The 22338-nt window shown below is 70.1% G+C and carries 19 protein-coding genes and 2 tRNA genes; 7 read left to right on the forward strand and 14 right to left on the reverse strand.

The features are described 5' to 3' along the window. Window positions 1–18: 18 nt before the first annotated feature. The 7 genes from FHT37_RS10440 to FHT37_RS10470 form a co-directional block, all read right to left on the reverse strand. On the reverse strand, window positions 19–1164 hold the full coding sequence (locus FHT37_RS10440) for an ABC transporter substrate-binding protein (protein WP_255489611.1): 1146 nt from the start codon (window positions 1162–1164) through the stop codon (window positions 19–21). A 164-nt stretch (window positions 1165–1328) separates the two neighbouring features. Continuing rightward, window positions 1329–2963 (reverse strand): benzoate-CoA ligase family protein, encoded by a 1635-nt coding sequence (locus tag FHT37_RS10445; RefSeq protein ID WP_183480649.1) that lies wholly within the window; start codon window positions 2961–2963, stop codon window positions 1329–1331. A gap of 10 nt (window positions 2964–2973) precedes the next feature. Then, window positions 2974–4125 (reverse strand): acyl-CoA dehydrogenase family protein, encoded by a 1152-nt coding sequence (locus FHT37_RS10450; protein ID WP_183480651.1) that lies wholly within the window; start codon window positions 4123–4125, stop codon window positions 2974–2976. A gap of 7 nt (window positions 4126–4132) precedes the next feature. After that, entirely contained in the window at window positions 4133–4972 is an 840-nt protein-coding gene (locus FHT37_RS10455) for an enoyl-CoA hydratase family protein (RefSeq protein ID WP_091733802.1), read from the reverse strand. A gap of 103 nt (window positions 4973–5075) precedes the next feature. Next, window positions 5076–5591, reverse strand: a complete 516-nt coding sequence (locus FHT37_RS10460; RefSeq protein WP_183480653.1) for a MarR family winged helix-turn-helix transcriptional regulator — start codon at window positions 5589–5591, stop codon at window positions 5076–5078. Beyond that, window positions 5591–6379 (reverse strand): SDR family NAD(P)-dependent oxidoreductase, encoded by a 789-nt coding sequence (locus tag FHT37_RS10465; RefSeq protein ID WP_183480655.1) that lies wholly within the window; start codon window positions 6377–6379, stop codon window positions 5591–5593. Before FHT37_RS10465 ends, FHT37_RS10460 begins: the two co-directional genes overlap by 1 nt. Window positions 6380–6441: 62 nt before the next feature. Beyond that, window positions 6442–8790 carry a bifunctional salicylyl-CoA 5-hydroxylase/oxidoreductase gene (locus FHT37_RS10470; RefSeq protein ID WP_183480657.1) on the reverse strand — a complete coding sequence of 783 codons (2349 nt, stop codon included), beginning with the start codon at window positions 8788–8790 and terminating at the stop codon, window positions 6442–6444. Between the two features lie 222 nt (window positions 8791–9012). Here FHT37_RS10470 and kynB point away from each other — a divergent pair, with 222 nt between their 5' ends. The 5 genes from kynB (at window position 9013) to FHT37_RS10495 (ending at window position 14427) form a co-directional block, all read left to right on the forward strand. Further along, window positions 9013–9648: an arylformamidase gene (gene kynB / locus FHT37_RS10475; RefSeq protein ID WP_183480659.1), complete on the forward strand. Its 636-nt coding sequence runs from the start codon at window positions 9013–9015 to the stop codon at window positions 9646–9648. 74 nt (window positions 9649–9722) lie between these two features. Then, the gene (gene kynU, locus FHT37_RS10480) at window positions 9723–11027 is read left to right on the forward strand and encodes a kynureninase (RefSeq protein WP_183480661.1); all 1305 of its coding nucleotides are present in this window, start codon (window positions 9723–9725) and stop codon (window positions 11025–11027) included. An 8-nt stretch (window positions 11028–11035) separates the two neighbouring features. Then, entirely contained in the window at window positions 11036–11926 is an 891-nt protein-coding gene (gene kynA / locus FHT37_RS10485) for a tryptophan 2,3-dioxygenase (RefSeq protein ID WP_091733800.1), read from the forward strand. Window positions 11927–12047: 121 nt separating this feature from the next. Next, window positions 12048–13865: an aminopeptidase P family protein gene (locus FHT37_RS10490; protein ID WP_183480663.1), complete on the forward strand. Its 1818-nt coding sequence runs from the start codon at window positions 12048–12050 to the stop codon at window positions 13863–13865. A gap of 280 nt (window positions 13866–14145) precedes the next feature. Further along, entirely contained in the window at window positions 14146–14427 is a 282-nt protein-coding gene (locus FHT37_RS10495) for a hypothetical protein (RefSeq protein WP_141225430.1), read from the forward strand. A gap of 62 nt (window positions 14428–14489) precedes the next feature. Here FHT37_RS10495 and FHT37_RS10500 read toward each other — a convergent pair whose 3' ends face one another. The 4 genes from FHT37_RS10500 to FHT37_RS10515 form a co-directional block, all read right to left on the reverse strand. Continuing rightward, a complete protein-coding gene (locus FHT37_RS10500; RefSeq protein ID WP_183480665.1) occupies window positions 14490–15320 on the reverse strand; it encodes a LytTR family DNA-binding domain-containing protein in 831 nt (276 codons plus the stop codon). Beyond that, the gene (locus FHT37_RS10505; protein ID WP_183480668.1) at window positions 15317–16414 is read right to left on the reverse strand and encodes a sensor histidine kinase; all 1098 of its coding nucleotides are present in this window, start codon (window positions 16412–16414) and stop codon (window positions 15317–15319) included. Before FHT37_RS10505 ends, FHT37_RS10500 begins: the two co-directional genes overlap by 4 nt. 181 nt (window positions 16415–16595) lie before the next feature. Then, window positions 16596–16850 carry a hypothetical protein gene (locus FHT37_RS10510; RefSeq protein WP_091732496.1) on the reverse strand — a complete coding sequence of 85 codons (255 nt, stop codon included), beginning with the start codon at window positions 16848–16850 and terminating at the stop codon, window positions 16596–16598. A gap of 148 nt (window positions 16851–16998) precedes the next feature. Further along, the gene (locus tag FHT37_RS10515) at window positions 16999–17505 is read right to left on the reverse strand and encodes a hypothetical protein (protein ID WP_183480670.1); all 507 of its coding nucleotides are present in this window, start codon (window positions 17503–17505) and stop codon (window positions 16999–17001) included. A gap of 247 nt (window positions 17506–17752) precedes the next feature. On the opposite strand from FHT37_RS10515, the gene FHT37_RS10520 reads away from it, so the two are divergent. Beyond that, window positions 17753–20017: a bifunctional (p)ppGpp synthetase/guanosine-3',5'-bis(diphosphate) 3'-pyrophosphohydrolase gene (locus FHT37_RS10520; protein ID WP_183480672.1), complete on the forward strand. Its 2265-nt coding sequence runs from the start codon at window positions 17753–17755 to the stop codon at window positions 20015–20017. Window positions 20018–20100: 83 nt separating this feature from the next. On the opposite strand, the gene greB is transcribed toward FHT37_RS10520, so the two are convergent. Further along, complete coding sequence (gene greB / locus FHT37_RS10525) at window positions 20101–20670, reverse strand: transcription elongation factor GreB (protein ID WP_091732486.1); 570 nt, start codon at window positions 20668–20670, stop codon at window positions 20101–20103. A gap of 107 nt (window positions 20671–20777) precedes the next feature. Between greB and FHT37_RS10530 the strand changes: the two genes are divergently transcribed. Further along, a complete protein-coding gene (locus FHT37_RS10530; RefSeq protein WP_183480674.1) occupies window positions 20778–21887 on the forward strand; it encodes a CaiB/BaiF CoA-transferase family protein in 1110 nt (369 codons plus the stop codon). A 113-nt stretch (window positions 21888–22000) separates the two neighbouring features. Here FHT37_RS10530 and FHT37_RS10535 read toward each other — a convergent pair. After that, window positions 22001–22077 (reverse strand) — tRNA-Arg (locus tag FHT37_RS10535). A gap of 109 nt (window positions 22078–22186) precedes the next feature. After that, window positions 22187–22263, reverse strand: a tRNA-Arg gene (locus FHT37_RS10540). Window positions 22264–22338 lie beyond the last annotated feature (75 nt).

Raw genomic sequence — 22338 nt, forward strand, 5'->3', positions numbered from 1 at the left:
GATGCGCGCCCGCCGCCTTCACTTCATCTTGCACAGCGGCGCGTAGGCGTCGGCGTGCTGCTCGAAGATCTTGCCCAGCGTCCGGTTGGTCACGCGGCCCTGCGGGTCCTTGGTGATCACGCGCAGGTAGTAGTCCTGCACCGGGTACTGGTTGTGGTTGAAGCGGAACGGGCCGCGCACCGAGTCGAACTTCGCCGCCTTCAGCGCCTTGAGCAGCGCGGGCCGGTCCTCGACCTTGCCCTTCACGTCGCGCACCGCCGCGCCGATCAGCTGCGCCGCGTCGTAGCCCTGGCTCGCATACAGCGAGGGCAGCCGGCCGTAGGCCTTGACGAAGTCGGCCACGAAGCGCTTGTTGGCCGGGTTGTCCAGGTCGTGCGCCCAGTGCGAGCTGTTGAACATGCCCAGCATCGGCTCGCCGACCGCCTTGATGACGTCCTCGTCGGCGGAGAAGCCCGGCCCGAAGAGCGTGATGTCCTTGGACAGCCCCGCGCCGACGAACTGCTTGATGAAGTTGATGCCCATGCCGCCGGGCAGGAAGATGTACATCGCATCGGGCTTGGCGGCGCGCGCCTGCGCGAGTTCCGCGGCGTAGTCCAGCTGGCCCAGCTTGGTGTAGATCTCGTCGGCCACCGCGCCCTTGTAGTAGCGCTTGAAGCCGGCCACCGCGTCCTTGCCGGCGGGATAGTTGGGCGCCAGCACCACGACCTTCTTGAAGCCCTTGTCCATCACCGTCTTGCCGACGGCCTCGTGCAGGTTGTCGTTCTGCCAGGCGACGTTGAAGAAGTAGCGGTTGCACTGCTCGCCGGCGTACTGCGAGGGCCCGGCGTTGGCGCTGACATAGGGCACCTGCACCGCGAAGACGCTGGGGCCGACGGCCAGCATCACGTTGGAGAACACGATGCCGGTCATCACGTCGACCTTGTCGCGCTTGAGCAGCCGTTCGGCCGATTGCTTGGCGACCTCGGGGTTCTGCTGGTCATCGGCGGTCAGGACCTCGACCGGCAGGCCGCCCAGCTTGCCGCCACCCTGCTGGACCGCGAGCGCGAAGCCATCGCGGATGTCGACGCCCAGGCCGGCGCCGGGCCCGGACAGCGTGCTCAGCATGCCGACCTTGAGCTTGTCGGCGGCCTGCGCAGGCGCCGCCAGCGCGAGCACCGCCCCCATGGCGGCGAGCGCGGCGAGCGCGCGCTGGACAACGGTGGGCTCGTACTGCGGCGACGGCTTCGTTTCGTTCGCGTTCATCGGACGCTCCAGAAAGGCCCCGTGAGGGGCGGGTCGGATGGTCACGCCGGTACGGCTGGGCGCGGTGGGGATCGCTGCGCGCGGCGTCATGCTTCGCGCAGCCGGAAGCGCTGCAGCTTGCCGGTCTCGGTCCGGGGCAGGCTGGCGCGGAACTCTATCGCACGGGGGTACTTGTACGGGGCGATCGTGGCCTTGACGAAGTCCTGCATCGCCTTGACCAGCGCGGCCTCGTCGTCGGCGCCCGCCGCGCCGGGCTTGAGCACGACAAAGGCCTTCACCAGCTGGCCGCGCTCCTCGTCCGGCACGCCGACCACCGCGCATTCGGCGACCGCCGGATGGGCCAGCAGCGCCGACTCCACCTCCGGCCCGGCGATGTTGTAGCCGCCGGAGATGATCATGTCGTCGGTGCGCGCCTGGTAGACGAAGTAGCCGTCGGCGTCGATGAGGTAGGCGTCGCCGGTCAGGTTCCAGCCGTGCCGCACGTACTGGCCCTGCCGGTCGTCGGCAAGGTAGCGGCAGCCGGTCGGTCCCTGCACCGCGAGCTTGCCGACGGTACCCGCCGGCACGTCGCGCCCCGCGTCGTCGACGACGCGGGCGCGGTAGCCCGGCACCGGCCGTCCGGTCGCGCCGGGCCGCGCGGTCTCCTCGGTGTGCGAGATGAAGATGTGCAGCAGCTCGGTCGCGCCGATGCCGTCGATCAGCTCGATGCCGGTGGCGTCCTTCCACAGCTGCCGCGTCGCCGCAGGCAGCGCCTCGCCCGCGCTGACGCACTTGCGCAGCGACGCCAGGTCGTGGGACGCCGCCTGCGCCGCCATCGCGCGGTAGGAGGTCGGCGCGGTGAAGCACACCGTCGCGCGTTGCTTCGCGATCGCGGGCAGCAGCACGTCAGGCGAGGCCTTCTCCAGCAGCACCGTCGACGCGCCGACGCTGAGCGGGAACAGCACCAGCCCGCCCAGGCCGAAGGTGAAGGCCAACGGCGGACTGCCGATGAACACGTCGTCGGCGTTCGCGCGCAGGCAGTGCACCGGCCAGCAGCGGCAGATCGCGATCACGTCGCGATGGAAGTGCATCGTGCCCTTGGGCTGGCCGGTCGTGCCGGAGGTGAACGCGATCAGCGCGCAGTCGTCGGACGCGGTGTCGACGTTGTCGAAGCGCTCGGATTGGCGTTCGGCCAAGGCCTCCAGGCCATCGGCCGCTTCGCTGCGGAACAGACAGACCCGCGCCAGCACCGGGCACTGGGCGCGCGCCGTCTCCAGCTCCGCGGCCAGCGCCGCGTCGCACAACGCATGCGAGATGCGCGCCTTCTCGATGACCTGGCCCAGTTCCTTCGCGCGCAGCAGCGGCATCGTCGCCACCGCGATCGCGCCGGCCTTCATCACCGCGAACCAGCAGGCCGCCATCTGCGGCGTGTTGGCGCCGCGCAGCAGCACGCGGTTCCCCGGCACCACGCCCATCTCGTTCACCAGCACGTTGGCGATGCGGTTGGCCTGCGCCTGCAGCTCGGCATAGGTCCAGCGCAGCTCGCCGCCGCGCCCGTCGCCGCCGATCACGCAGGCGCGATCGCCCTGCCCCTGCGCGACCCAGCGATCCAGCAGCTCATGCGCGCAGTTCATCCGCTCCGGGAATCGCAGCGCCGGCAGGTCGAAGACCAGCTCCGGCCACTGGTCCAGCGGCGGAAGGTTGTCACGGGCGAAGGTGTCCTGGTGAGCGCTGCGGTGCATGAGGAAGTCCTTATCCGTTCTTCAACAGGTCTCGTCCGATGATCAGCTGCTGGACCTCGCTGGCGCCCTCGTAGATGCGCAGCGCGCGGATCTCGCGGTACAGCGACTCGACGATCTCGCCGCGTCGCACGCCGCGCCCGCCATGCAGCTGCACCGCCGCGTCGATGACGCGCTGCGCGCCTTCGGTGGCCATGAGCTTGGCCATCGCGGCCTCGCGGGTGATGGTGCGGCCCTGGTCGCGCTCCCAGGCCGCGCGGTAGACCAGCAGCGCGCTGCTGTCGACGGTGCAGGCCATGTCGGCCAGCTTGGCCTGCGTCAGCGGCAGGTCGGCCAGCGTCGCGCCGAACATCGCGCGCTCCTTGGACTGCGCGAGTCCTTCCTCCAGCGCGCGACGGGCGAAGCCCAGCGCCGCGGCGGCCACCGAGGTGCGGAACACATCCAGCGTGCGCATCGCCACCTTGAAGCCTTCGCCCGGCGCGCCGACCATCGCGGACTTCGGCACGCGGCAGCGCGTGAACCGCAGCGTCGCCAGCGGGTGCGGCGCGATCACGTCGATGCGCTCGGCGATCTCGAAGCCGGGAAGTCCCGCGTCGACGATGAAGGCGCTGATGCCGCGCGAGCCGGGCGCTTCGCCGGTGCGCGCGAACACCACGTAGAAATCAGCGATGCCGCCGTTCGAGATCCAGGTCTTCTGGCCGTCGAGCACGTAGTGGTCGCCGTCCTCGCGCGCGGCGCACTGCATCGCGGCGACATCGGACCCCGCCTCCGGCTCGGAGAGCGCGAAGGCCGCCAGCGCTTCACCGCGCGCGACGCGCGGCAGGTAGGCCTCGCGCTGCGCTGGCGTGCCCATCAGCGAGATCGCGCCCGAGCCCAGCCCCTGCATCGCGAAGGCGAAGTCCGCCAGCCCGTCGTGGCGCGCCAGCGTCTCACGCAGCAGGCAGATCGCGCGGGTGTCGATGGCCTCGCCCTCGCCGGCCACCGCATGCGTCAGCCAGCCACCGGCGCCGAGTGCCTTCACCAGTGCCTTGCAGCTCGCGTCCACGTCCTCGTGATCGACCGCGCCATGGGCGAGGTGCTTCGCGCACCACGCGTCCAGTTCGCTCGCGAGCGCGCGATGCCGGTCCTCGAAGAACGGCCAGTCCAGGTGCTTCAGGTGATTCATGCCGTCCTCAATCGCCCTTGAATTCGGGGCGCTGCTTGGCGACGAACGCGTGGTACGCGCGGTGGAAGTCCTGCGTCATCATGCAGATCGCCTGGGCTTGCGCCTCGGCCTCGATGGCCTCGTCGACGCCCATCGTCCACTCCTGATGCAGCATCCGCTTGGTCATCGCATGCGCGAAGTTGGGGCCGGCGGCGATCTCCGCGGCCCAGGCCACCGCTTGGGCTTCCAGCGCGTCCGGCTCCGCCACGCGGTTGAAGAAGCCCCACTGCAGCGCCTCTTCACCGCCCAGGCTGCGGCCGGTGTAGAGCAGGTCCGACGCGCGGCCCTGGCCGACGATGCGCGGCAACAGCGCGCAGGCGCCCATGTCGCAGCCGGCCAGGCCGACGCGCGTGAACAGGAAGGCCGTCTTGCTGCGCGCGGTGCCGACGCGCAGGTCCGAGGCCATCGCCATGATCGCGCCGGCGCCGGCGCACACGCCATCGATGGCGGCCACGACCGGCTGCGGGCAGGCCCGCATCGCCTTGACCAGGTCGCCGGTCATGCGCGTGAACGCGAGCAGGTCCGGCATCGACATCGCCGTCAGCGGGCCGATGATCTCGTGCACGTCGCCGCCGGAGCAGAAGTTGCCGCCCGCGCCCTGCACGACGATCGCGTTCACCTCGTCGACATAGGCCAGCGTGCGGAACAGGTCGCGCAGCTCGGCATAGGACTCGAAGGTCAGCGGGTTCTTGCGCTCGGGACGGTTCAGCGTGATCACGCCGACCTCGCCCTCCTGCCGCCACGCGAAGTGGCGGGGCTCGAAGCCCTTCAGGCTGCGCCGGTTGCCGCTGATGAGGTGTTGATCCATCGATTCCTACTCCTTGATTCGTTCACTGGCGCCGATGCGCCGCATCGGTCATCGGTCCGTTCATCGCTCCGCACCGCGTGGCGCCACGGCCTGCATCCGCCGCTCATCGGCGCGCGGCGTCCAGCTGCGCGAGGTGGCCCTTCAGCCCCGCAAGCAGCGCGTACACCTGGGTCTTCTCCTCGGGCGACCAGCCGGCCAGCAGCTCGACGATCCAGCCCTCGTGCGTCGCCGCCATGCGCTTGAACTGGCGCCGCCCGGCCGGCGTCAGCCGCACGGTCACGCTGCGCCGGTCCGACGGATGCGGCTCGCGCACGACCAGCCCCTCGGCCTCGAGCTGGTCGGTGATGCCGGTGATGTTGCCGCCGGTGACCATCAGGCGCTGCGACAGCTCGCGCATCGTCAGACCGTCGGGGCTGCGCTCCAGCTGCGCCAGCAGGTCGAAGCGCGGCAGCGTCGTGCCGAAGTCGTTGCGCAGGCGCTGGCGGATCTGGTCCTCGATGCGCGTCGTGCAGGCCAGCAGGCGCAGCCACAGGCGCAGCGCCTGATGGTCGCCATCGTGCAGGCGCGACTCCAGGTCGGGCACGAGCTCGGGGCCCAAGTCCTCGTCGCTGTCGCGCATCACATCACCTCCCCGCCGGCGACCGCGATGGCCTGGCCGGTGATGGATCCGCTGTCGCGCCGCGCCAGCCAGGCGACCGAGGCGGCGACCTCCGCCGGGTCCACCAGCCGCCCCTGCGGATTCACCGCCGCCAGCTCGGCCCGGGCTTGCTCCGGCGTGCGGCCGGTCTTGGCGACGATGGTGTCGATCGCGCCGGCCACGATGTCGGTCTCGGTGTAGCCGGGGCAGACCGCGTTGACGGTCACGCCCTTGCGCGCCGTCTCCAGCGCCAGCGCGCGCGTCAGGCCGAGCACGCCATGCTTGGCCGCGCAGTAGGCCGCGACATAGGCGTAGCCCTTCAGCGCGGCGGTGCTCGCGACATTGACGATGCGGCCGAAGCGGCGCTCGGTCATCGCCGGCAGCACCTCGCGGCTGCACAGGAAGCTGCCGGTGAGGTTGACGTCGAGCAGTCGCCGCCAGGTCTCCAGCGAGGTCTTCGCGAACGGCGCGGTCTCGACCTGGCCGGCGTTGTTGACCAGCAGGTCGACCGGCCCGGCGGCCTTCACGGCTGCGGCGAAGGCCTGGCGCACGCTGGCCTCGTCGGCGACGTCGCAGACCTGCAGCTCGACCGACGGACCGCCGTCGACGCTCAGCCGGTCACGCTGCGCCTGCAGTCGGTCCAGCCGGCGCCCCATCAGCGTTACGCGCGCGCCGTCGGCGATCAGCGCCTGCGCGATCGCGGCGCCGATGCCGGAGCCGCCGCCGGTGACGACCGCATGCAGTCCTTCGAGGGGATACGGGTTGCTCATGCCGCCTGCCTGTCCATCGTTGCTCGAATGCCCATCGCCACGCGTGCGCCGCGTCCGGCCGCTCAGACGCCGAGCGCCCGGTTGGCCTGCTCCTGCGCCGCGGCGCCGCCGCCCATCGCGCGCTGGCGTTCGAAGTCGCGTTCCATCTGGCTCTTGCCGGACAGGTACTGCACCGGCCAGTCCAGGCCCGGGCCGGACAGGTAGCCGATGCGCGCGGCCTCGGTCAAGGTCCAGGCCGGATTGGCCAGGTGCGGCCGCGCGACGGCGCACAGGTCGGCGCGCCCGGCCGCGATGATGCTGTTGACGTGGTCCGCCTCGGAGATCGCGCCCACGGCGATCGTCGCGATGCCGGCGCGGTTGCGCACGCTCTCGCTGAACGGCGTCTGCCACATGCGGCCGTAGACCGGCTTCTCGCGCTTGCTGACCTGGCCGGACGAGACATCGATCAGGTCGGCGCCCGCGGCCTTGAAGGCCTCCGCGATCGCGACCGCGTCCTCGGGCGTGGTGCCGCCGGGCACCCAGTCGTGCGCGGAGATGCGCACCGACATCGGCCGATCCGCCGGCCAGACTGCGCGCATCGCGGTGAAGACCTCGAGCGGATAACGCAGCCGGTGCTCCAGCGTGCCGCCGTAGTCGTCGGTCCGTTGATTGGTCAGCGGCGACAGGAAGCTCGACAGCAGGTAGCCGTGCGCGCAGTGCAGCTCCAGCCAGTCGAAGCCGGCCTCGGCGGTACGGCGGGTTGCGGCGACGAAGTCGGCCTTGACGCGGTCCATGTCCTCGCGCGTCATCGCGCGCGACCACTGGCTCACGCCCTCCAGGTACTGCTGCGGCGAGGCCGATATCAGCGGCCAGTTGCCCTCGTCCAGCGGCTGGTCGATGCCGTCCCAGGCCACGCGGGTCGATCCCTTCGCGCCGGCATGGCCGAGCTGCATCGCGATCTTGGCGGTGGAGCTCGCATGCACATGGTCGACGATGCGCCGCCAGCCATCGCGCTGCGCGTCGTTCCACAGGCCCGGGCATCCGGGCGTGATGCGGGCGTCGGGCGAGACGCAGGTCATCTCCGCGAAGACCAGGCCCGCGCCGCCCATGGCGCGGGCGCCCAGGTGCGCGAGGTGGTAGTCCGCCGGCTGGCCGTCGACGCAGGAGTACTGCGCCATCGGCGAGACGACGACCCGGTTCTTCAGCGTCGTGCCGCGCAGCGTGAACGGCGTGAACATCGGCGGCGCGGCGCGGTCCAGGCCCGAGCGGCGCGCCAGCCAGGCCTCGTATTCGCCGACATAACGCGCATCGCGCAGGCGCAGGTTCTCGTGCGAGATCCGCTGCGAGCGCGTCAGCAGCGAGTACGCGAACTGCTCCGGCGCCAGGCGCGCGTGGCGGTCGACGTTCTCGAACCACTCGGTCGAATTGCGCGCCGCGTTCTGGATGCGCAGCACCTCGATCGAACGCGTGGCTTCGTATTCGTCGAGCGCCGAGGACAGGCTCTCCACGCCGCCACCGTGGCGTTCGATGTCGCGGGCCAGCGCGATCGCATCCTCCAGCGCGAGCTTGGTGCCCGAGCCGATCGAGAAATGCGCCGTGTGCGCCGCGTCGCCCATCAGCACCACCGGCGCGCGGCCGTTGTGATGCACCCAGCGCTTGCAGACCACGCGCGGGAAGCGGATCCACTGCGCGGATCCGCGCAGGTGCGCCGCGTTGGAGATCAGCGGATGGCCGTCCAGCACCTTGGCGAAGAGCCGCTCGCAGAAGGCGATGCCGTCTTCCTTGCTCATGTCCTCCAGGCCGGCGGCCTTCCACACCGGCTCGGGCGTCTCGACGATGAAGGTCGAGTGCGTCTCGTCGAAACGGTAGGCATGCGCCTGGAACCAGCCCCATTCGGTCTTCTGGAAGTCGAAGGTGAAGGCGTCGAAGAGCTTGGTGGTGCCGAGCCAGACGAAGCGGCACTGCCGCAGGTCGATGTCGGGCTGGTAGGTCGCGGCGTACTTCTGGCGCAGGCGGCTGTTGAGGCCATCGGCCGCGATGATCAAGTCGGCATCGATGTCCGCGTCGTCGACGACCTCGGTCTCGTAGCGGATCGCGACGCCCAGTTGCTCGCAGCGCGCGCGCAGGATGTCCAGCAGCTTGCGGCGGCCGATGCCGCAGAAGCCATGCCCGCCCGAGACCATGGTGCGGCCGTCGATGTGGACGGCAATGTCGTCCCAATGGTTGAAGGACTGCAGGATCTGCTCGGCGGTCTGGGGATCGGCCTCGCGCAGCGCGGCCAGCGTCTGGTCGGAGAACACCACGCCCCAGCCGAAGGTGTCGCCGGCGCGGTTGCGCTCCAGCACCGTGACCTCATGGGCGGGGTTCTGCCGCTTCATCAGCAAGGCGAAGTACAAGCCGGCGGGGCCGCCGCCGATGCAGGTGATGCGCATGTTTCCGAGGCCTGCTCGCGCCGGCCGATGACTGCTTGACGGGAGCACTTTAGGCATTGATAGTTGAGGTGTCAACGATCTGGATAACCCTGAGCCCATCGGCGTCGTGAGGCCGGGCGGCTTGCGGAAACGATGCCGCCTTGTTGGAATTAACCGACACCACGGCCTCCGACCCGGCGCTAAGGTGCGCGCCGTCGTGCCCAAGGCCGGCAGGAGCAACAGATGAAGTCAACACGCCCGTCCCTGTGGGACATCTCGCCGGTGGTGGCGCCCGACGCGCCGATCTTTCCCGGCGACGAGCCCTACGCGCTGAAGTGGACCGCCCGGCTGTCGCCGGAGTGCCCGGTGAACCTGAGCGCGATCACGATGTCCCCGCATGTCGGCGCGCATGCCGACGCCCCGCTGCATTACGCCGACGGCGTCGCGAGCGCCGCGGAAGTCGCACTCGATCCCTACCTCGGCCCCTGCCGCGTGATCCATGCGATCGGCTGCGGCCCGCTGATCCGCGTCGAGCACCTCGAGCACGCCGCGCACGACCTGCCGCCGCGCGTGCTGGTGCGCTGCAACGAGCGCGCCGACACGGTCTGGAATCCCGAGTTCAGCGCCTATGCGCCGGAGACCGTCGAGTGGCTCGCGGCGCGCGGCGTGAAGCTGATCGGCCTGGACACGCCCTCGGTCGATCCCGCCACCAGCAAGACGCTGGACAGCCACCAGCGCCTGCTGCGCCTGGACCTGCGCGTGCTCGAGAACCTGGTGCTCGACGACGTGCCCGAGGGCAACTACGAACTGATCGCGCTGCCGCTGAAGCTGGCCGGCGCCTGCGCCTCGCCGGTGCGCGCGGTGCTGCGCTCGCTGTGAGCCGGGCCGCCGATCCTCGCGCCGCCGCCATCCCCTTCCCTTCCACCTTCCCCTTGCATTGGTCTGGAACCCCCATGACGACAAGACAAGATTGCCTGGCCCTGGACGCCGCCGATCCGCTGGCGACGCTGAAGGACCAGTTCTCGCTGCCCGCGGGCACGCTCTACCTCGACGGCAATTCGCTCGGCGCGATGCCCAAGACGACCGCGGCCCGCGTGCAGCAGGTCATCGCGGACGAGTGGGGCCGCGACCTGATCAAGAGCTGGAACACCGCGGGCTGGATGGACCTGCCCGGCCGCATCGGCGACAAGATCGGCCGGCTGATCGGCGCCGCGCCCGGCGAGACCATCGTCGCGGACTCGACCTCGCTCAACCTCTACAAGGTGCTGAGCGCGGCGCTGCGCATCGTCCAGGCCGATGACGCCGCGGGTCGCCGCACGATGATCGTGTCGGAGCGCAGCAACTTCCCGACCGACCTCTACATCGCCGAGAGCCTCGCGCAGCAGCACGGCATGACGCTGCATCTGGTCGATCACGTCGATGAGATCCCCGGTCTGCTCGACGAGCGCCTGGCCGTGCTGATGCTCACCGAGGTCAACTACCGCACCGGCCGCAAGCACGACATGAAGGCCGTCACCGCCGCGGCGCACGCCGCCGGCGCGCTGACCGTCTGGGACCTGGCGCACTCCGCCGGCGCGATCCCGGTCGACCTGAACGGCGCCGACGCCGACTTCGCCATCGGCTGCGGCTACAAGTACCTCAACGGCGGCCCCGGCGCGCCGGCCTTCGTCTGGGCGCATCCGCGCCACGCGGACCGCTTCTGGCAACCGCTGTCGGGTTGGCTGGGCCATGCGTCGCCGTTCCAGTTCACCTCGAACTACGCGCCCGCCGCCGGCATCAAGCGCTACATCTGCGGCACGCCGGCGATCCTGTCGACGGCGGCGCTCGAGTGCGGCGTGGACACGCTGCTGGCGGCCGAGCCCTTCGGCGGCATGGGCGCGCTGCGCGAGAAGTCGATCGCGCTGACCGAGCTCTTCGCCCGCCTGGCCGAGGAACGCTGCGGCGCGCAGGGCGTCCACGTCGTCTCGCCGCGCGAGGCCGCGCTACGCGGCAGCCAGGTCTGCCTGGCACTGAAGGCGCCGCTGCACGAGGCGGGCTACGCCGTCGTGCAGGCACTGATCGAGCGCGGCGTGATCGGCGACTTCCGCGCCGGCGATCCCGCGCGGCTGGACCAGGTGCCGCACATCCTGCGCTTCGGCTTCACGCCGCTGTACATCGGCTTCGCCGACGTGTGGGACGCGGTCGAGCATCTGCATCAGGTGCTGGCCAGTGGCGAATGGCGCGAGGCCCGCTTCAACACCAAGGCGGCGGTGACATGAGCTGCCCGATGGGACACGGCACCGGCGCCGTCACGGGAACCGGCGCGGGCGACACCCCGGCGCCGGGCGGCGAGGCGATCGTGCGCGAGGAAGGCGCGCAGCTCGACTTCTCCAAGGACATGAGCTACGGCGACTACCTGCACCTGGACAAGGTGCTGAGCGCGCAGCATCCGCTCTCGCCCGACCACAACGAGATGCTCTTCATCGTCCAGCACCAGACCTCGGAGCTGTGGATGAAGCTGATGCTGCACGAGCTGCAGGGCGCCGTCGCCCACGTCGCGGCCGACCAGCTGCCCGAGGCCTTCAAGATGCTCGCGAGGGTGTCGCGAATCATGGAGCAGCTGGTGCACGCGTGGGACGTGCTCGGCACGATGACGCCGCCGGAGTATTCGGCCATCCGGCCCTACCTCTCCAACAGCAGCGGCTTCCAGAGCGCGCAGTACCGGCGCATCGAGTTCATGCTCGGCAACAAGAACGCTGCGATGCTCAAGCCGCATGCGCATCGCGCCGACCTGCTGGCCCAGGTGCAGGCCGCCTATGAGGCGCCGTCGCTGTACGACGAGGTGCTGCGCCTGATGCAGCGCCGCGGCATCGCGGTGCCGGCCGCGCGCCTGGACCGCGATTGGACCCAGCCCTATGCCGCCGACGACGGCGTGAAGGCCGCCTGGCTGGAGGTCTACCGCGACCCCAAGGCGCACTGGGACCTGTACCAGATGGGCGAGGAACTGGTCGACCTCGAGGACGCCTTCCGGCTCTGGCGCTTCCGCCACGTCACGACGGTGGAGCGCGTCATCGGCTTCAAGCGCGGCACCGGCGGCACCGGCGGCGTCAGCTACCTGCGCAAGATGCTGGACGTGGTGTTGTTCCCCGAGCTCTGGGCGCTGCGCACGGAACTCTGAGCGCACCGCCGCCACGCCGGCGGAAGGAAGTCATGGGGGCCCCGCTTCTACAATCGGCGGCTTCGGCGCGCGGCTGACCCGGCCGCCGCGCTTCATGCCCGTCAACCCGTCGAGGCCCGCCATGGACACCCGCCTTTCCGAGATCAAGCTGCGCATCGCCAGGCTGCGCGACGCGCTGCGCAACGCCGGCGCCCACGCCATCCTGGTCCCCTCGGCCGACCCCCATCTCTCCGAATACCTGCCGCGCCGCTGGCAGGCGCGCGAGGTGCTCTCCGGCTTCACCGGCTCGATGGGCACGCTGGTCGTCACGCTCGACGACGCGCAGCTCTTCGCCGACAGCCGCTACTGGACGCAGGCCGAGCGCGAACTCGCCGGCAGCGGCATCGCGCTCTTCAAGATTCCCTCCGGCGCGTCGGTGCAGCACATCAGCTGGCTGGCGGAACGCCTGCAGCCGGGCCAGACGCTGGTCGTCGACGGCCAGGTGCTGGGACTGGCGCTCGCGCAGCAGCTGCGCTCGGCGATGGGCGCCAAGGGCGTGCGCATCGACACCACGCTCGACCTGATCGACCACGCCTGGGACGAGCGCCCCGGCCTGCCCGACGCCCCGATCTACGAGCACGCCGCGCCGCAGGCCACCATCGGCCGCGCCGACAAGCTGCGGCAGGTGCGCGAGGCGATGACGCGGCACGGCGTCAGCCACCACCTGATCTCCAGCGTCGACGACGTCGCCTGGCTGTTCAACCTGCGCGGCTCGGACGTCAGCTACAACCCGGTGTTCCTGGCGCACGCGCTGCTCGACGCCAACGGCGCGACCCTGTTCGTGCAGCCCGGCAAGATCGACGCCGCGCTCGCGCAGCGCTTGGCCGCCGATGGCGTGCGCATCGCCCCCTATGCCGACGCGCGCGCCACGCTCGGCGCCCTGCCCGCCGATGCCCGGGTGCTGATCGATCCGCGGCGCGTGACCCTGGGCCTGCGCGAGTCGCTGCCCTCGACCGCCACCATCGTGGAGGCGATCAACCCCAGCACGCTGCTCAAGAGCCGCAAGAACGCCGCCGAGGCGCAATTCGTCCGCCAAGCGATGGAGCAGGACGGCGCGGCGATGTGCGCCTTCTACGCCTGGTTCGAGGCGGCGATGGCCCGCGGCGAAGCGATCTCCGAGCTCACCATCGACGAGCGCCTGAGCGCCGAGCGCGCCAGACGACCCGGTTTCGTCGGCCTGTCCTTCCCGACCATCGCCGGCTTCAACGCCAACGGCGCGATGCCGCATTACCGCGCGACCGAGGACGCCTTCGCCCGGATCGAAGGCGACGGCCTGCTGCTGATCGACTCCGGCGCGCAGTACCTGGGCGGCACGACCGACATCACGCGGGTATGGCCGATCGGCCGCATCACCGACGACCACCGCCGCGACTACACCCTGGTGCTCAAGGGCACGATCGCGCTGTCGCGCGCCGCCTTCCCGCGCGGCACGCTCAGCCCGATGCTGGACGCCCTCGCCCGCGCCCCGCTGTGGGCCCATGGCCTGGACTACGGCCACGGCACCGGGCATGGCGTCGGTTACTTCATGAACGTGCATGAAGGCCCGCAAAGCATCTCCAAGGCCGTGCCCGACGCCAACATGGCGATGGAGCCCGGCATGATCACCTCGATCGAACCCGGCCTCTACCGCCCCGGCCAATGGGGGGTGCGGATCGAGAACCTGGTGCTGAACGTGTCCTTCGACACCCCCGAGAAGGGGCAGTTCGGCGAGATGCTGGCCTTCGAGACGCTGACGCTGTGCCCGATCGACACGCGCTGCATCGCGGTGGCGCTGCTGTCGGACGACGAACTGGCCTGGCTGAACGCCTATCACGCCGAGGTCCGCCGCCGCCTGGCGCCGCTGGTCGATGGCGAAGCCCTGGCCTGGCTGAACACCCGCACCGAGCCGCTGAACCGCTGAGCCGCAGCGTCGCTGCGCCGCTGACCGCGGCGCCGGTCGCAGGGATCCCGTCCACCTCCTGCGACCGGGTTTGCGACGGAGGGGGCAAAAGCGTGGCTGAGCCGCGCTTTTTTACCCGCGGCCTCGCTGGAAGCCCTTGGGGCCGCCACCTAGACTTGTTGCAGGCTGTCGGCTCGCGTGCCGCTCGATGTCTTCATCGCCGGGGCATGTCCGGTGAACCGGGCGGGCGATCCGACGGCCCTCGCAGAGACCAGGACCAGAGGACTTCGAGGAGCAGGCCATGGATACCAGACTCTCCCAGGCGTGGCACGGTTGGCGCCTCCACGCGCGCGCCGGTTCGCCGACCAACGACGAGCGGTCGATGCATCGCTTTTCCGACGGCGCGATGCACACCGCGCTGATGGCGGCAGTCATCGCGGTGGCCGTGATGGCGGTGGTGCAGATGATCAACGTCGGCGTCCAGATGTGGCAGCTGGAGCCGGTTGTCGTGCAGGGCAAGGCGCAGAACCTGCCGCTGCCGGCGGCGCCCCAGCCGCTTGAACCGGCGCAGCCCTCGCGCTGAACATCGATCCGGCGCCGTGCAGGCGCCGGCCTCGCGTCGACCTCGCGCCGGACCCCGGCGCGCTACATCTGCCGGAACAGATGCAGGTAACTGCGGCTGACCGGCAGCACTTCGGGGCGGGCCTTCAGGTGGAGGTCCGCGGTTTCGTTGGGGCCGCGGGTGACGTGGCTGATCGCATGCAGGTTCACGACCACCGACCGGTGGACCTGCACGAAGCGCTGCGGATCCAGCCGCTCGATCAGTTCGCGGATCGGCGTGCGGATCAGCGCCTCGCCTTCGGCGGTGACCACCAGCGTGTACTTCTCGTCCGAGCGCAGGAACAGGATCTCGTCGACCGGAATCAGCTTCAGCGTCGACCCGACCGAGGCGCGTATCCACTGCAGCGGGCCGGTGTCGGCCGCCAGCGCGCCGCCGGCCGGCACGGAGAGCGCCGGCGCACGCGCCATCCGGCGCGAGAGCTCATCGATCACCGCCTCGAGCGCCGCCGGGTGCGCGGCCCCCAGCCCCGGGCGACCGCCGAGCCGCTCCTTCAAGCGCCCGATCGTGTCGGCCAGCCGCGCCTCGTCGACCGGCTTGACCAGGTAGTCGATCGCGCCGCGTTCGAAGGCCTGCAGCGCGTATTCCTCGAAGGCGGTGACGAACACCACCTGCGCCTGACGCGCGATCTGCCGCGCCGCTTCCATGCCGTTGACGCCCGGCATGTGCACATCGAGGAAGGCGATGTCGGGCCGGTGAAGCTCGAACATCTCCACCGCCTCGCGGCCGTTGCGCGCCTGCGCGACGACGCGCAGTTCCGGCCACAGCAGCGCGAGGCTGCGCTGCAGGCTGTCGCGCAGCAGCGGTTCATCGTCGGCGATCAGGGCGGTCGGCGCGGGGGAGGCAGCGGCACTCATCTCGTTGCGGGGGTGAAAGTCAGTTCGGCGCGCAGGCCGTGCGGGCGATTCTCGGTGAGCGCCAGGGCCGCGCCCTGGCCGTAGAACAGCGTCAGGCGCTCACGCAGGTTGCGCAGCCCGGTGCCGCTGCCCATCGCCTGCGTCATGCCGACGCCGGTGTCGCTGACCCACAGCCGCACCTGGTCGTCGACGCGCTCGCCGCCGACCTCGATGCGACCGCCCTCCTCGCTCGGGTCGATGCCGTGGCGCACCGCGTTCTCGACCAGCGTCAGCAGCGCCATCGGCGGGAAGCGCAGGCTGCCGAGCTCGGGCGGCAGGTCCACGAAAAAGTCCAGTCGGTCCGGCATGCGCAGGTGCATCAACTCGAGGTAGGCGCGCACCAGGCCCAGTTCGTCCGACAGCGTGGTGGCGTCGCCCTGCAGGCGCGGCATCGCGGCGCGCAGGTAGGCGATCAGGCTGCGCAGCACCGGCGCCGCCTGCGGCGAGCCGGTTTCCACCAGCGCCCGGATATTGGCCAGGGTGTTGAACAGGAAATGCGGCTCGACCTGGGCCTGCAGCAGCCGCAGCCGGGCGTCCAGCGCCTGGCGTTCCAGCTCGCTGCGCTCCAGTTCGAAGCTGAGCGCCTGGCTGCGGGCTTCGGCATCGCGCTGGCGGTACAGCGCGCCCATGGCCAGCAGCGGGCCGACGACCAGGCCGGAGCCGGCGATCCAGAGGAAGCCGAGCATCCGGGATTCGGACTCGACGAAGCTGGAGAAGTCGCCACCGACGGCGACCATGTAGACCGCCAGGGTAGCCAGCGGCACGGCGGCCGCGACCACGACCACCTGGAACAGCCAGCGCGCCCACCAGCGCGGCAGCCGGCGCGGCCACTGACCGGCCGCCGAAAAGGCCAGCAGCGCCAGCATGCCGACGAACATCGTCCGTCCCAGCAGCACCGGGAAGGGCGTGATGAAGATCGGTTGCAGCGCCAGCGCGAAGACCGTGGCCAGCGCGAGCGCCAGGAGGACCCGCTGCGGCGTCAGGTAGGAAACGAAGCCGTGCCAGGCCGGATGCGCCGGTTCGGGCGGGTGGGCGGGAAGGACCGGGGTCGACATGCCCGCACGATAGCGGGGGCGCGGCGGTGAACCAAGGGCGCGGCGGGTCTGGCGCGACGAAGCACGGGTTGAGCCGCTTGAGCCACGGGCGCCGGGCCGGCAATCGCCCGCTCGCGCTGGGCCGCCGGCGCGGCCACGCGGGGGAGCGTGGCGAGGAAGTCCTCGAACAGCGCGTCGGCCTTCATGCGTACATCCCGATGCGGCACATCACCGCTTCCTTGCCTGCGCTGATCGCGAAGCGCAGCGCCTCGGCCGGCGTCGCCCAGCCGTAGCCGCCGGCCAGGTTCTCGTCGCGGAAGGCCTCGCGCTTGTTCAGCGCCGGCGTGCCCTCGACCCGCATCACCACGACCGCCGCCACGTAGCCGAACTGGCGCGGGCGCTCGATCGCCCCGGCATAGATGCGGTAGTCCCCGGTCTCGACTTCGGCGAAGTGCATGGCTGACTCCTTGAACGCACAGCGGCCGGTAAGGCCGCGATGGAGTCAACTTTGCGCGCTGGAACGCGCACTGCCTACCCGACTGAGGAGGGCCCTCGGAAGGGGGAGGTCTCGACGAGCCCCCCTTTGGAGCGAAGCGTCCGGCGGATCAGAACTGCTGTTTGGCGATGGCGGTGTACTCGCGCAGCTCGGCGTCGACGACGCGCTTGGGCGGCACGTCCGCCGCGCGCTGGCCCAGGGTCGGATGGACGACGTCGTAGGCCCGGCGCTCGGCCGGCGAGATGACGCCGTTCTGGTCCGAATCGGCCTCGGCGTAGACCAGGTTGGGCACCAGGCTGATCGGCTCGGGGAATTTCTCCGGCTCCTCGGCCGCCAGGGAGACGGTCTGCGTCGCGGCGGGCTGGGCGGGCGGCGCGGCGGTCACGGGCTGCGAGGTCGCGGTCTGCACGGCCGTGGCCGGACCGGTCGCCGCCTGGGCCGGCGCGGCGGCGCCCGACGCCGCCAGGCTCGCCGCCTGCGGCGACAGGCTCACCACGGCGGACGCCTCGGCCTGCGAGGTGGTCGAGGGATCATCGGCTTCGCGCACGCGTGCCGACTGCCCGGTGGTCGCACCGGGACCATTCGATGTCGTTATGTTGTTCAGGGCAGCAATCATGGCGAGCCTCCCAGGAGGTTTCCGCACATTTCGGCCAGCGGACGCCGGGCCCGGAGCGCATTCCGGGTCGAAGCCCCTTCAGGGCATGTTCGGTTTATCGGCGGGCGATCTCCGGACTTTAGGCCTCGATTCCAGGGAATCGCACTTTCTTGATAGGTGAAAACCCTCGGTCCGGCGACGCGCGGGCGCATGGAGGCTCAAGTCCACTCGTCGGAAACCCCTGCTGCCATCGGTTAAATTTCCACGCATGGGTCTCCGCTCCTTCGCCACCGCTCACATCCCCGGCCTGACGGGCCTGGCCGGTCCCCGGACCGCGCCGGACACGGCCGCCGAGGCGTCGTCCTTCGACGCGCTCGTGGACCGCCTGCATTACCTGCCCAAGGCGGACGTCAAGCGCATCCGGGAGGCCTACAAGTTCGCCGACGAGGCCCACCTGGGCCAGTTCCGCGCCAGTGGCGAGCCCTACATCACCCATCCGATCGCGGTGGCCGGCCTGTGCGCCGACTGGCGCCTGGACGCGCAGGCCATCATGGCCGCGCTGATGCATGACGCGATGGAGGACTGCGGCGTCACCAAGACGGAGCTGATCGAGCGCTTCGAGGCGCCGACGGCGGAACTGGTCGACGGCCTGACCAAGCTGGACAAGCTGCAGTTCTCGACGCGCGAGGAATCGCAGGCGGAGAGCTTCCGCAAGATGCTGCTGGCGATGGCGCGCGACGTGCGCGTCATCCTGATCAAGCTGGCCGACCGGCTGCACAACATGCGCACGATGCAGCACATGGCCTTCGACAAGCGCCGCCGCATCGCCCGCGAGACCCTGGACATCTACGCGCCGATCGCCCACCGGCTGGGCCTGAACGAGATCTACCGCGAGCTGCAGGAACTCTCCTTCCAGTACATCCATCCGTGGCGCCACGGGGCGCTGGCCAAGGCCGTGACGAAGGCGCGCGGCCACCGCCGCGACCTGGTCGCGCGCATTGAACGCGACGTCCAGAAGGCCTTCTCCGAGGCCAACCTGCGCGTCGAGATCCAGGGCCGCGAGAAGACGCTGTTCAGCATCTACAAGAAGATGCGCGAGAAACACCTGAGCTTCGCGCAGGTCAGCGACATCTTCGGCTTCCGCGTGATCGTGCAGGACCTGCCCCAGTGCTACTGGTCGCTGGGCGTGCTGCACCAGCTCTACAAGCCGCAGCCAGGCAGATTCAAGGACTACATCGCCATCCCCAAGCCCAACGGCTACCAGTCGCTGCACACGACGCTGGTCAGCCCGCTGGGCACGCCGGTGGAATTCCAGATGCGGACCGAGGCGATGCACATGGTCGCCGAGAAAGGCGTGGCCGCGCACTGGCTCTACAAGAGCAAGGGCGACGCCAAGGGCTCGCAGCAGCTGGGCTCGCGCTGGCTGCAGTCGCTGCTGGACATCCAGGACGAGACCCGCGACGCGACCGAGTTCCTGGAGCACGTCAAGATCGACCTGTTCCCCGACGCGGTCTACGTGTTCACGCCCAAGAGCAAGATCATGGCGCTGCCCAAGGGCGCGACGCCGGTGGACTTCGCCTACGCGATCCACTCGGACGTCGGCGACCACTGCGTCGCCGCCAAGGTCAACGGCGAGCCGGTGCCGCTGCGCACCGAGCTGCGCAGCGGCGACGTGATCGAGATCGTGACCGCCGCCGGCGCGCGCCCCAATCCGGCCTGGCTGAGCTTCGTGCGCACCGGGCGTGCGCGCTCCAAGATCCGCCATTTCCTGAAGAACCTGGAGCAGGAGGAATCGCGCGAGCTCGGCCACAAGATGCTGGCCCAGGCGCTGCGCGCCGAGGGCCTGGCACTGCCCAGCCTGAAGGAAGAGGACGAGGCCGCCGCCGCGCTGTGGCAGGACCTGGCGCGCTGGGCCGGCAACCGCCATGTCGACGAACTGCTCGTCGAGATCGGCCTGGGTCGCAAGATCGCCACCATCGTGGCCAAGAAGCTGGCGCGCACCCTGTCCGACCAGGGGCAGCGTCCGGACGCGGTGCTGCTGACGATGGGCCGCTTCGCCACCGACGACGCACCGGCCCAGGGCCAGGTGCTGCTGGACGGCAGCGAAGGCGCGTCGGTGCGGCTGGCCACCTGCTGCCGGCCGATCCCCGGCGACGACATCAAGGGCTACCTGGGCCGTGGCGAGGGCCTGGTGGTGCACACCGCGGAATGCTCGGTGGGCCGGCGGCTGTTCCAGCGCGACAGCGAGCACTGGATCGCGGTCGGCTGGGCGGAGGAACTGACGCGCAGCTTCGAGGCCGAGGTCGGCGTGCTGATGCGCAACGGCAAGGGCGTGCTCGCGCAGATCGCGACGGCGGTCAGCAGCGCCGAGGCCGACATCACCCACATCGCCATGAGCGACGACTCGCAGCAGCGGGAGACGGCGGAAATGACGCTGCTGCTCGCGGTGCGTGACCGGCTGCATTTGGCCGACACCCTGCGCACGCTCAAGCGCTCGAGCGCGGTGATGCGGGTCTGGCGCGTCAAGCCGTGATCGCGCCCTGACCAAGCGCGCGGCAATCGGAGCATGCGGGCCTCAAGGCCCGCATGCCTCCGCTTTCGGCCGACGGCCGCGAGTCAGGCGCCGGGCTTTGGATAACGGACTTCGACGACCTCGATCGTCTCGACGCCGACCGGCGTAACCAGCTGCAGTTCGTCGCCCTCGCGCGCCTTGAGCAGCGTGCGCGCGATCGGCGACACCCAGCTCACCTCGCCCGCGAGGCTATCCGCCTCGTCGATGCCCATGATGGTGATGGTGCGCTCTTCCCCCTTGGCATTGGCATAGGTCACCGTCGCGCCGAAAAAGACCTGGTCGCTGCCGTGGTGCGCGCTGGGATCGACGACTTCCGCGATGTCCAGCCGCTTGGTCAGGAAGCGCAGCCGGCGGTCGATCTCGCGCAAGCGCTTCTTGCCGTAGAGGTAGTCCCCGTTCTCGGAACGATCGCCGTTCTTCGCGGCCCAGGAGACGGTCTCGACGATCTTGGGCCGCTCGACATCGAGCAGCTGCATGAACTCCGCCCGCAAGCGCGCGTAGCCCGCCGGCGTCATGTAGTTGCGAGAGCCCTTGGGCAGCGCCGGCAGCGAGGGGCCGTCGTCCTCGTCGTCGTCCGGGGCGGCGTCGTTTTCCTTGGTGAATGCCTTGCTCATGGGGTTGGATTGTGTCGCCCTTCCACGGTGGCCGCGCGAGGGACGACGGAGCCCCGCGCGCGAACGCGGTATGGTGTCGCGACCCATCCCCCCGGAGGCACCGAGGCATGAGCGACACGACGGAAACCGGCAGCGGCCCCTTGGCCGGATTGAAGATCGTCGAGTTCGCGGGCATCGGGCCGGCGCCCTTCGCGGGGCTGGTGCTGGCGGACTTCGGTGCGACCGTCACCGTGGTGGAGCGACCCGGCGGCGAGCAGCGTCTTGGCGGCGGCGCCGCGCTGAACCGCGGCAAGCAGGTGGTACAGGCGGACTTGAAGTCAGCGCACGGCCTGGCCCGGGTGCGGGAGCTGATCGCGCAGGCCGATGCGCTGGTCGAGGGCTTCCGGCCCGGCGTGATGGAGCGGCTGGGGCTGGGTCCCGACACGCTGCTGGCGGCGCATCCAAGGCTGGTCTACGCGCGGCTGACCGGCTGGGGCCAGACCGGCCCGCTCGCGCGCACCGCCGGACATGACATCAACTACGTGGCGCTCAGCGGGCTGATGCCTTTCGCGGGTCGGCCCGGGCAGGCACCTGCGCTGCCGGCCACCTTGCTGGGCGACGTCGGCGGCGGCGCGTTGACGATGCTGTTCGGGCTGATGTGCGCACTCTGGGAGTCGCGTCGCTCCGGTCGGGGCCAGGTCGTGGACGCCGCGATCATCGACGGCGTCGGCTACATGGGGACGCTGATCCAGGCGCTGCGCGCGGGCGGCCGATGGGACGAGGACCCGGAACGCAACTTCTTCCTGCATCGCTCGCATTTCTACGACAGCTTCGAATGCGCCGATGGGCGCTGGTTGTCGCTGGGCGCCATCGAGGCGCCCTTCCACCACGAACTGATGGAGCGCCTGGGCCTGACGCCGCTCCCGGCGCAGGACGATCCGAGCCAGTGGCCGGCGCTGCGCGAGCGGGTGGCCGCGCTGATCCGCGAACAGCCGCTGGCGCATTGGGCCGCGGTGTTCGAGGACAGCGATGCCTGCGTCGCGCCCGTGCTGACGGCCTCCGAGGCGCCCCTGCACCCGCAGCATCAGGCGCGGCGCAACTTCTTCATGCAGGATGGGCTGGCGTGGCCGATGCCGGCGCCGAAACTCTCTCGCACGCCGGCGATGCCCGGTCCCGCGGCCGGGGCGACGAGTATGCCGCCGGGTTTATCCGACGCGGACGATATTCGCACCGGATAACCGGCCCGGGTATCCGGCCGGTATTCAGGAACGGTCTTGGGCAAACAAGCGCAGGGCGGAAATGAATCAGGCAAAGAAAAAGGCCAGTGTTTTTCAACACTGGCCTTTCGATTTGGCGCGGCTGGCAGGATTCGAACCCACGACCCCTTGGTTCGTAGCCAAGTACTCTATCCAACTGAGCTACAGCCGCACGACTTTTACTGATCAGGAACCGCCGTCGTGGAAGCGATTCCAGGTTTTTGTTGTTGCTTCTTCTTTGTTGCCGAATCTTCGGTTGCCCTGGGATTCAACAGTTTTTCTGGCGCGGCTGGCAGGATTCGAACCCACGACCCCTTGGTTCGTAGCCAAGTACTCTATCCAACTGAGCTACAGCCGCTGAAAGACTGCGACTATAGCATGCGTTTTTGGAGGTCCGCAAGAATCTCCCCGAAAAATCCTTCGGGCGACCGGT

The organism is Mitsuaria sp. BK037, from assembly GCF_014193045.1.
In the GTDB taxonomy this organism is placed as follows: Bacteria; Pseudomonadota; Gammaproteobacteria; order Burkholderiales; family Burkholderiaceae_C; genus Roseateles.

What these genes read in the sequence shown, in the direction of transcription:
- FHT37_RS10440 (WP_255489611.1), bottom strand. Translation starts at nt 1,164, where the DNA reads ATGGGGGCGGTGCTCGCGCTGGCGGCGCCTGCGCAGGCCGCCGACAAG.
- FHT37_RS10445 (WP_183480649.1), bottom strand. Translation starts at nt 2,963, where the DNA reads ATGCACCGCAGCGCTCACCAGGACACCTTCGCCCGTGACAACCTTCCG.
- FHT37_RS10450 (WP_183480651.1), bottom strand. Translation starts at nt 4,125, where the DNA reads ATGAATCACCTGAAGCACCTGGACTGGCCGTTCTTCGAGGACCGGCAT.
- FHT37_RS10455 (WP_091733802.1), bottom strand. Translation starts at nt 4,972, where the DNA reads ATGGATCAACACCTCATCAGCGGCAACCGGCGCAGCCTGAAGGGCTTC.
- FHT37_RS10460 (WP_183480653.1), bottom strand. Translation starts at nt 5,591, where the DNA reads ATGCGCGACAGCGACGAGGACTTGGGCCCCGAGCTCGTGCCCGACCTG.
- FHT37_RS10465 (WP_183480655.1), bottom strand. Translation starts at nt 6,379, where the DNA reads ATGAGCAACCCGTATCCCCTCGAAGGACTGCATGCGGTCGTCACCGGC.
- FHT37_RS10470 (WP_183480657.1), bottom strand. Translation starts at nt 8,790, where the DNA reads ATGCGCATCACCTGCATCGGCGGCGGCCCCGCCGGCTTGTACTTCGCC.
- kynB (WP_183480659.1), top strand. Translation starts at nt 9,013, where the DNA reads ATGAAGTCAACACGCCCGTCCCTGTGGGACATCTCGCCGGTGGTGGCG.
- kynU (WP_183480661.1), top strand. Translation starts at nt 9,723, where the DNA reads ATGACGACAAGACAAGATTGCCTGGCCCTGGACGCCGCCGATCCGCTG.
- kynA (WP_091733800.1), top strand. Translation starts at nt 11,036, where the DNA reads ATGGGACACGGCACCGGCGCCGTCACGGGAACCGGCGCGGGCGACACC.
- FHT37_RS10490 (WP_183480663.1), top strand. Translation starts at nt 12,048, where the DNA reads ATGGACACCCGCCTTTCCGAGATCAAGCTGCGCATCGCCAGGCTGCGC.
- FHT37_RS10495 (WP_141225430.1), top strand. Translation starts at nt 14,146, where the DNA reads ATGGATACCAGACTCTCCCAGGCGTGGCACGGTTGGCGCCTCCACGCG.
- FHT37_RS10500 (WP_183480665.1), bottom strand. Translation starts at nt 15,320, where the DNA reads ATGAGTGCCGCTGCCTCCCCCGCGCCGACCGCCCTGATCGCCGACGAT.
- FHT37_RS10505 (WP_183480668.1), bottom strand. Translation starts at nt 16,414, where the DNA reads ATGTCGACCCCGGTCCTTCCCGCCCACCCGCCCGAACCGGCGCATCCG.
- FHT37_RS10510 (WP_091732496.1), bottom strand. Translation starts at nt 16,850, where the DNA reads ATGCACTTCGCCGAAGTCGAGACCGGGGACTACCGCATCTATGCCGGG.
- FHT37_RS10515 (WP_183480670.1), bottom strand. Translation starts at nt 17,505, where the DNA reads ATGATTGCTGCCCTGAACAACATAACGACATCGAATGGTCCCGGTGCG.
- FHT37_RS10520 (WP_183480672.1), top strand. Translation starts at nt 17,753, where the DNA reads ATGGGTCTCCGCTCCTTCGCCACCGCTCACATCCCCGGCCTGACGGGC.
- greB (WP_091732486.1), bottom strand. Translation starts at nt 20,670, where the DNA reads ATGAGCAAGGCATTCACCAAGGAAAACGACGCCGCCCCGGACGACGAC.
- FHT37_RS10530 (WP_183480674.1), top strand. Translation starts at nt 20,778, where the DNA reads ATGAGCGACACGACGGAAACCGGCAGCGGCCCCTTGGCCGGATTGAAG.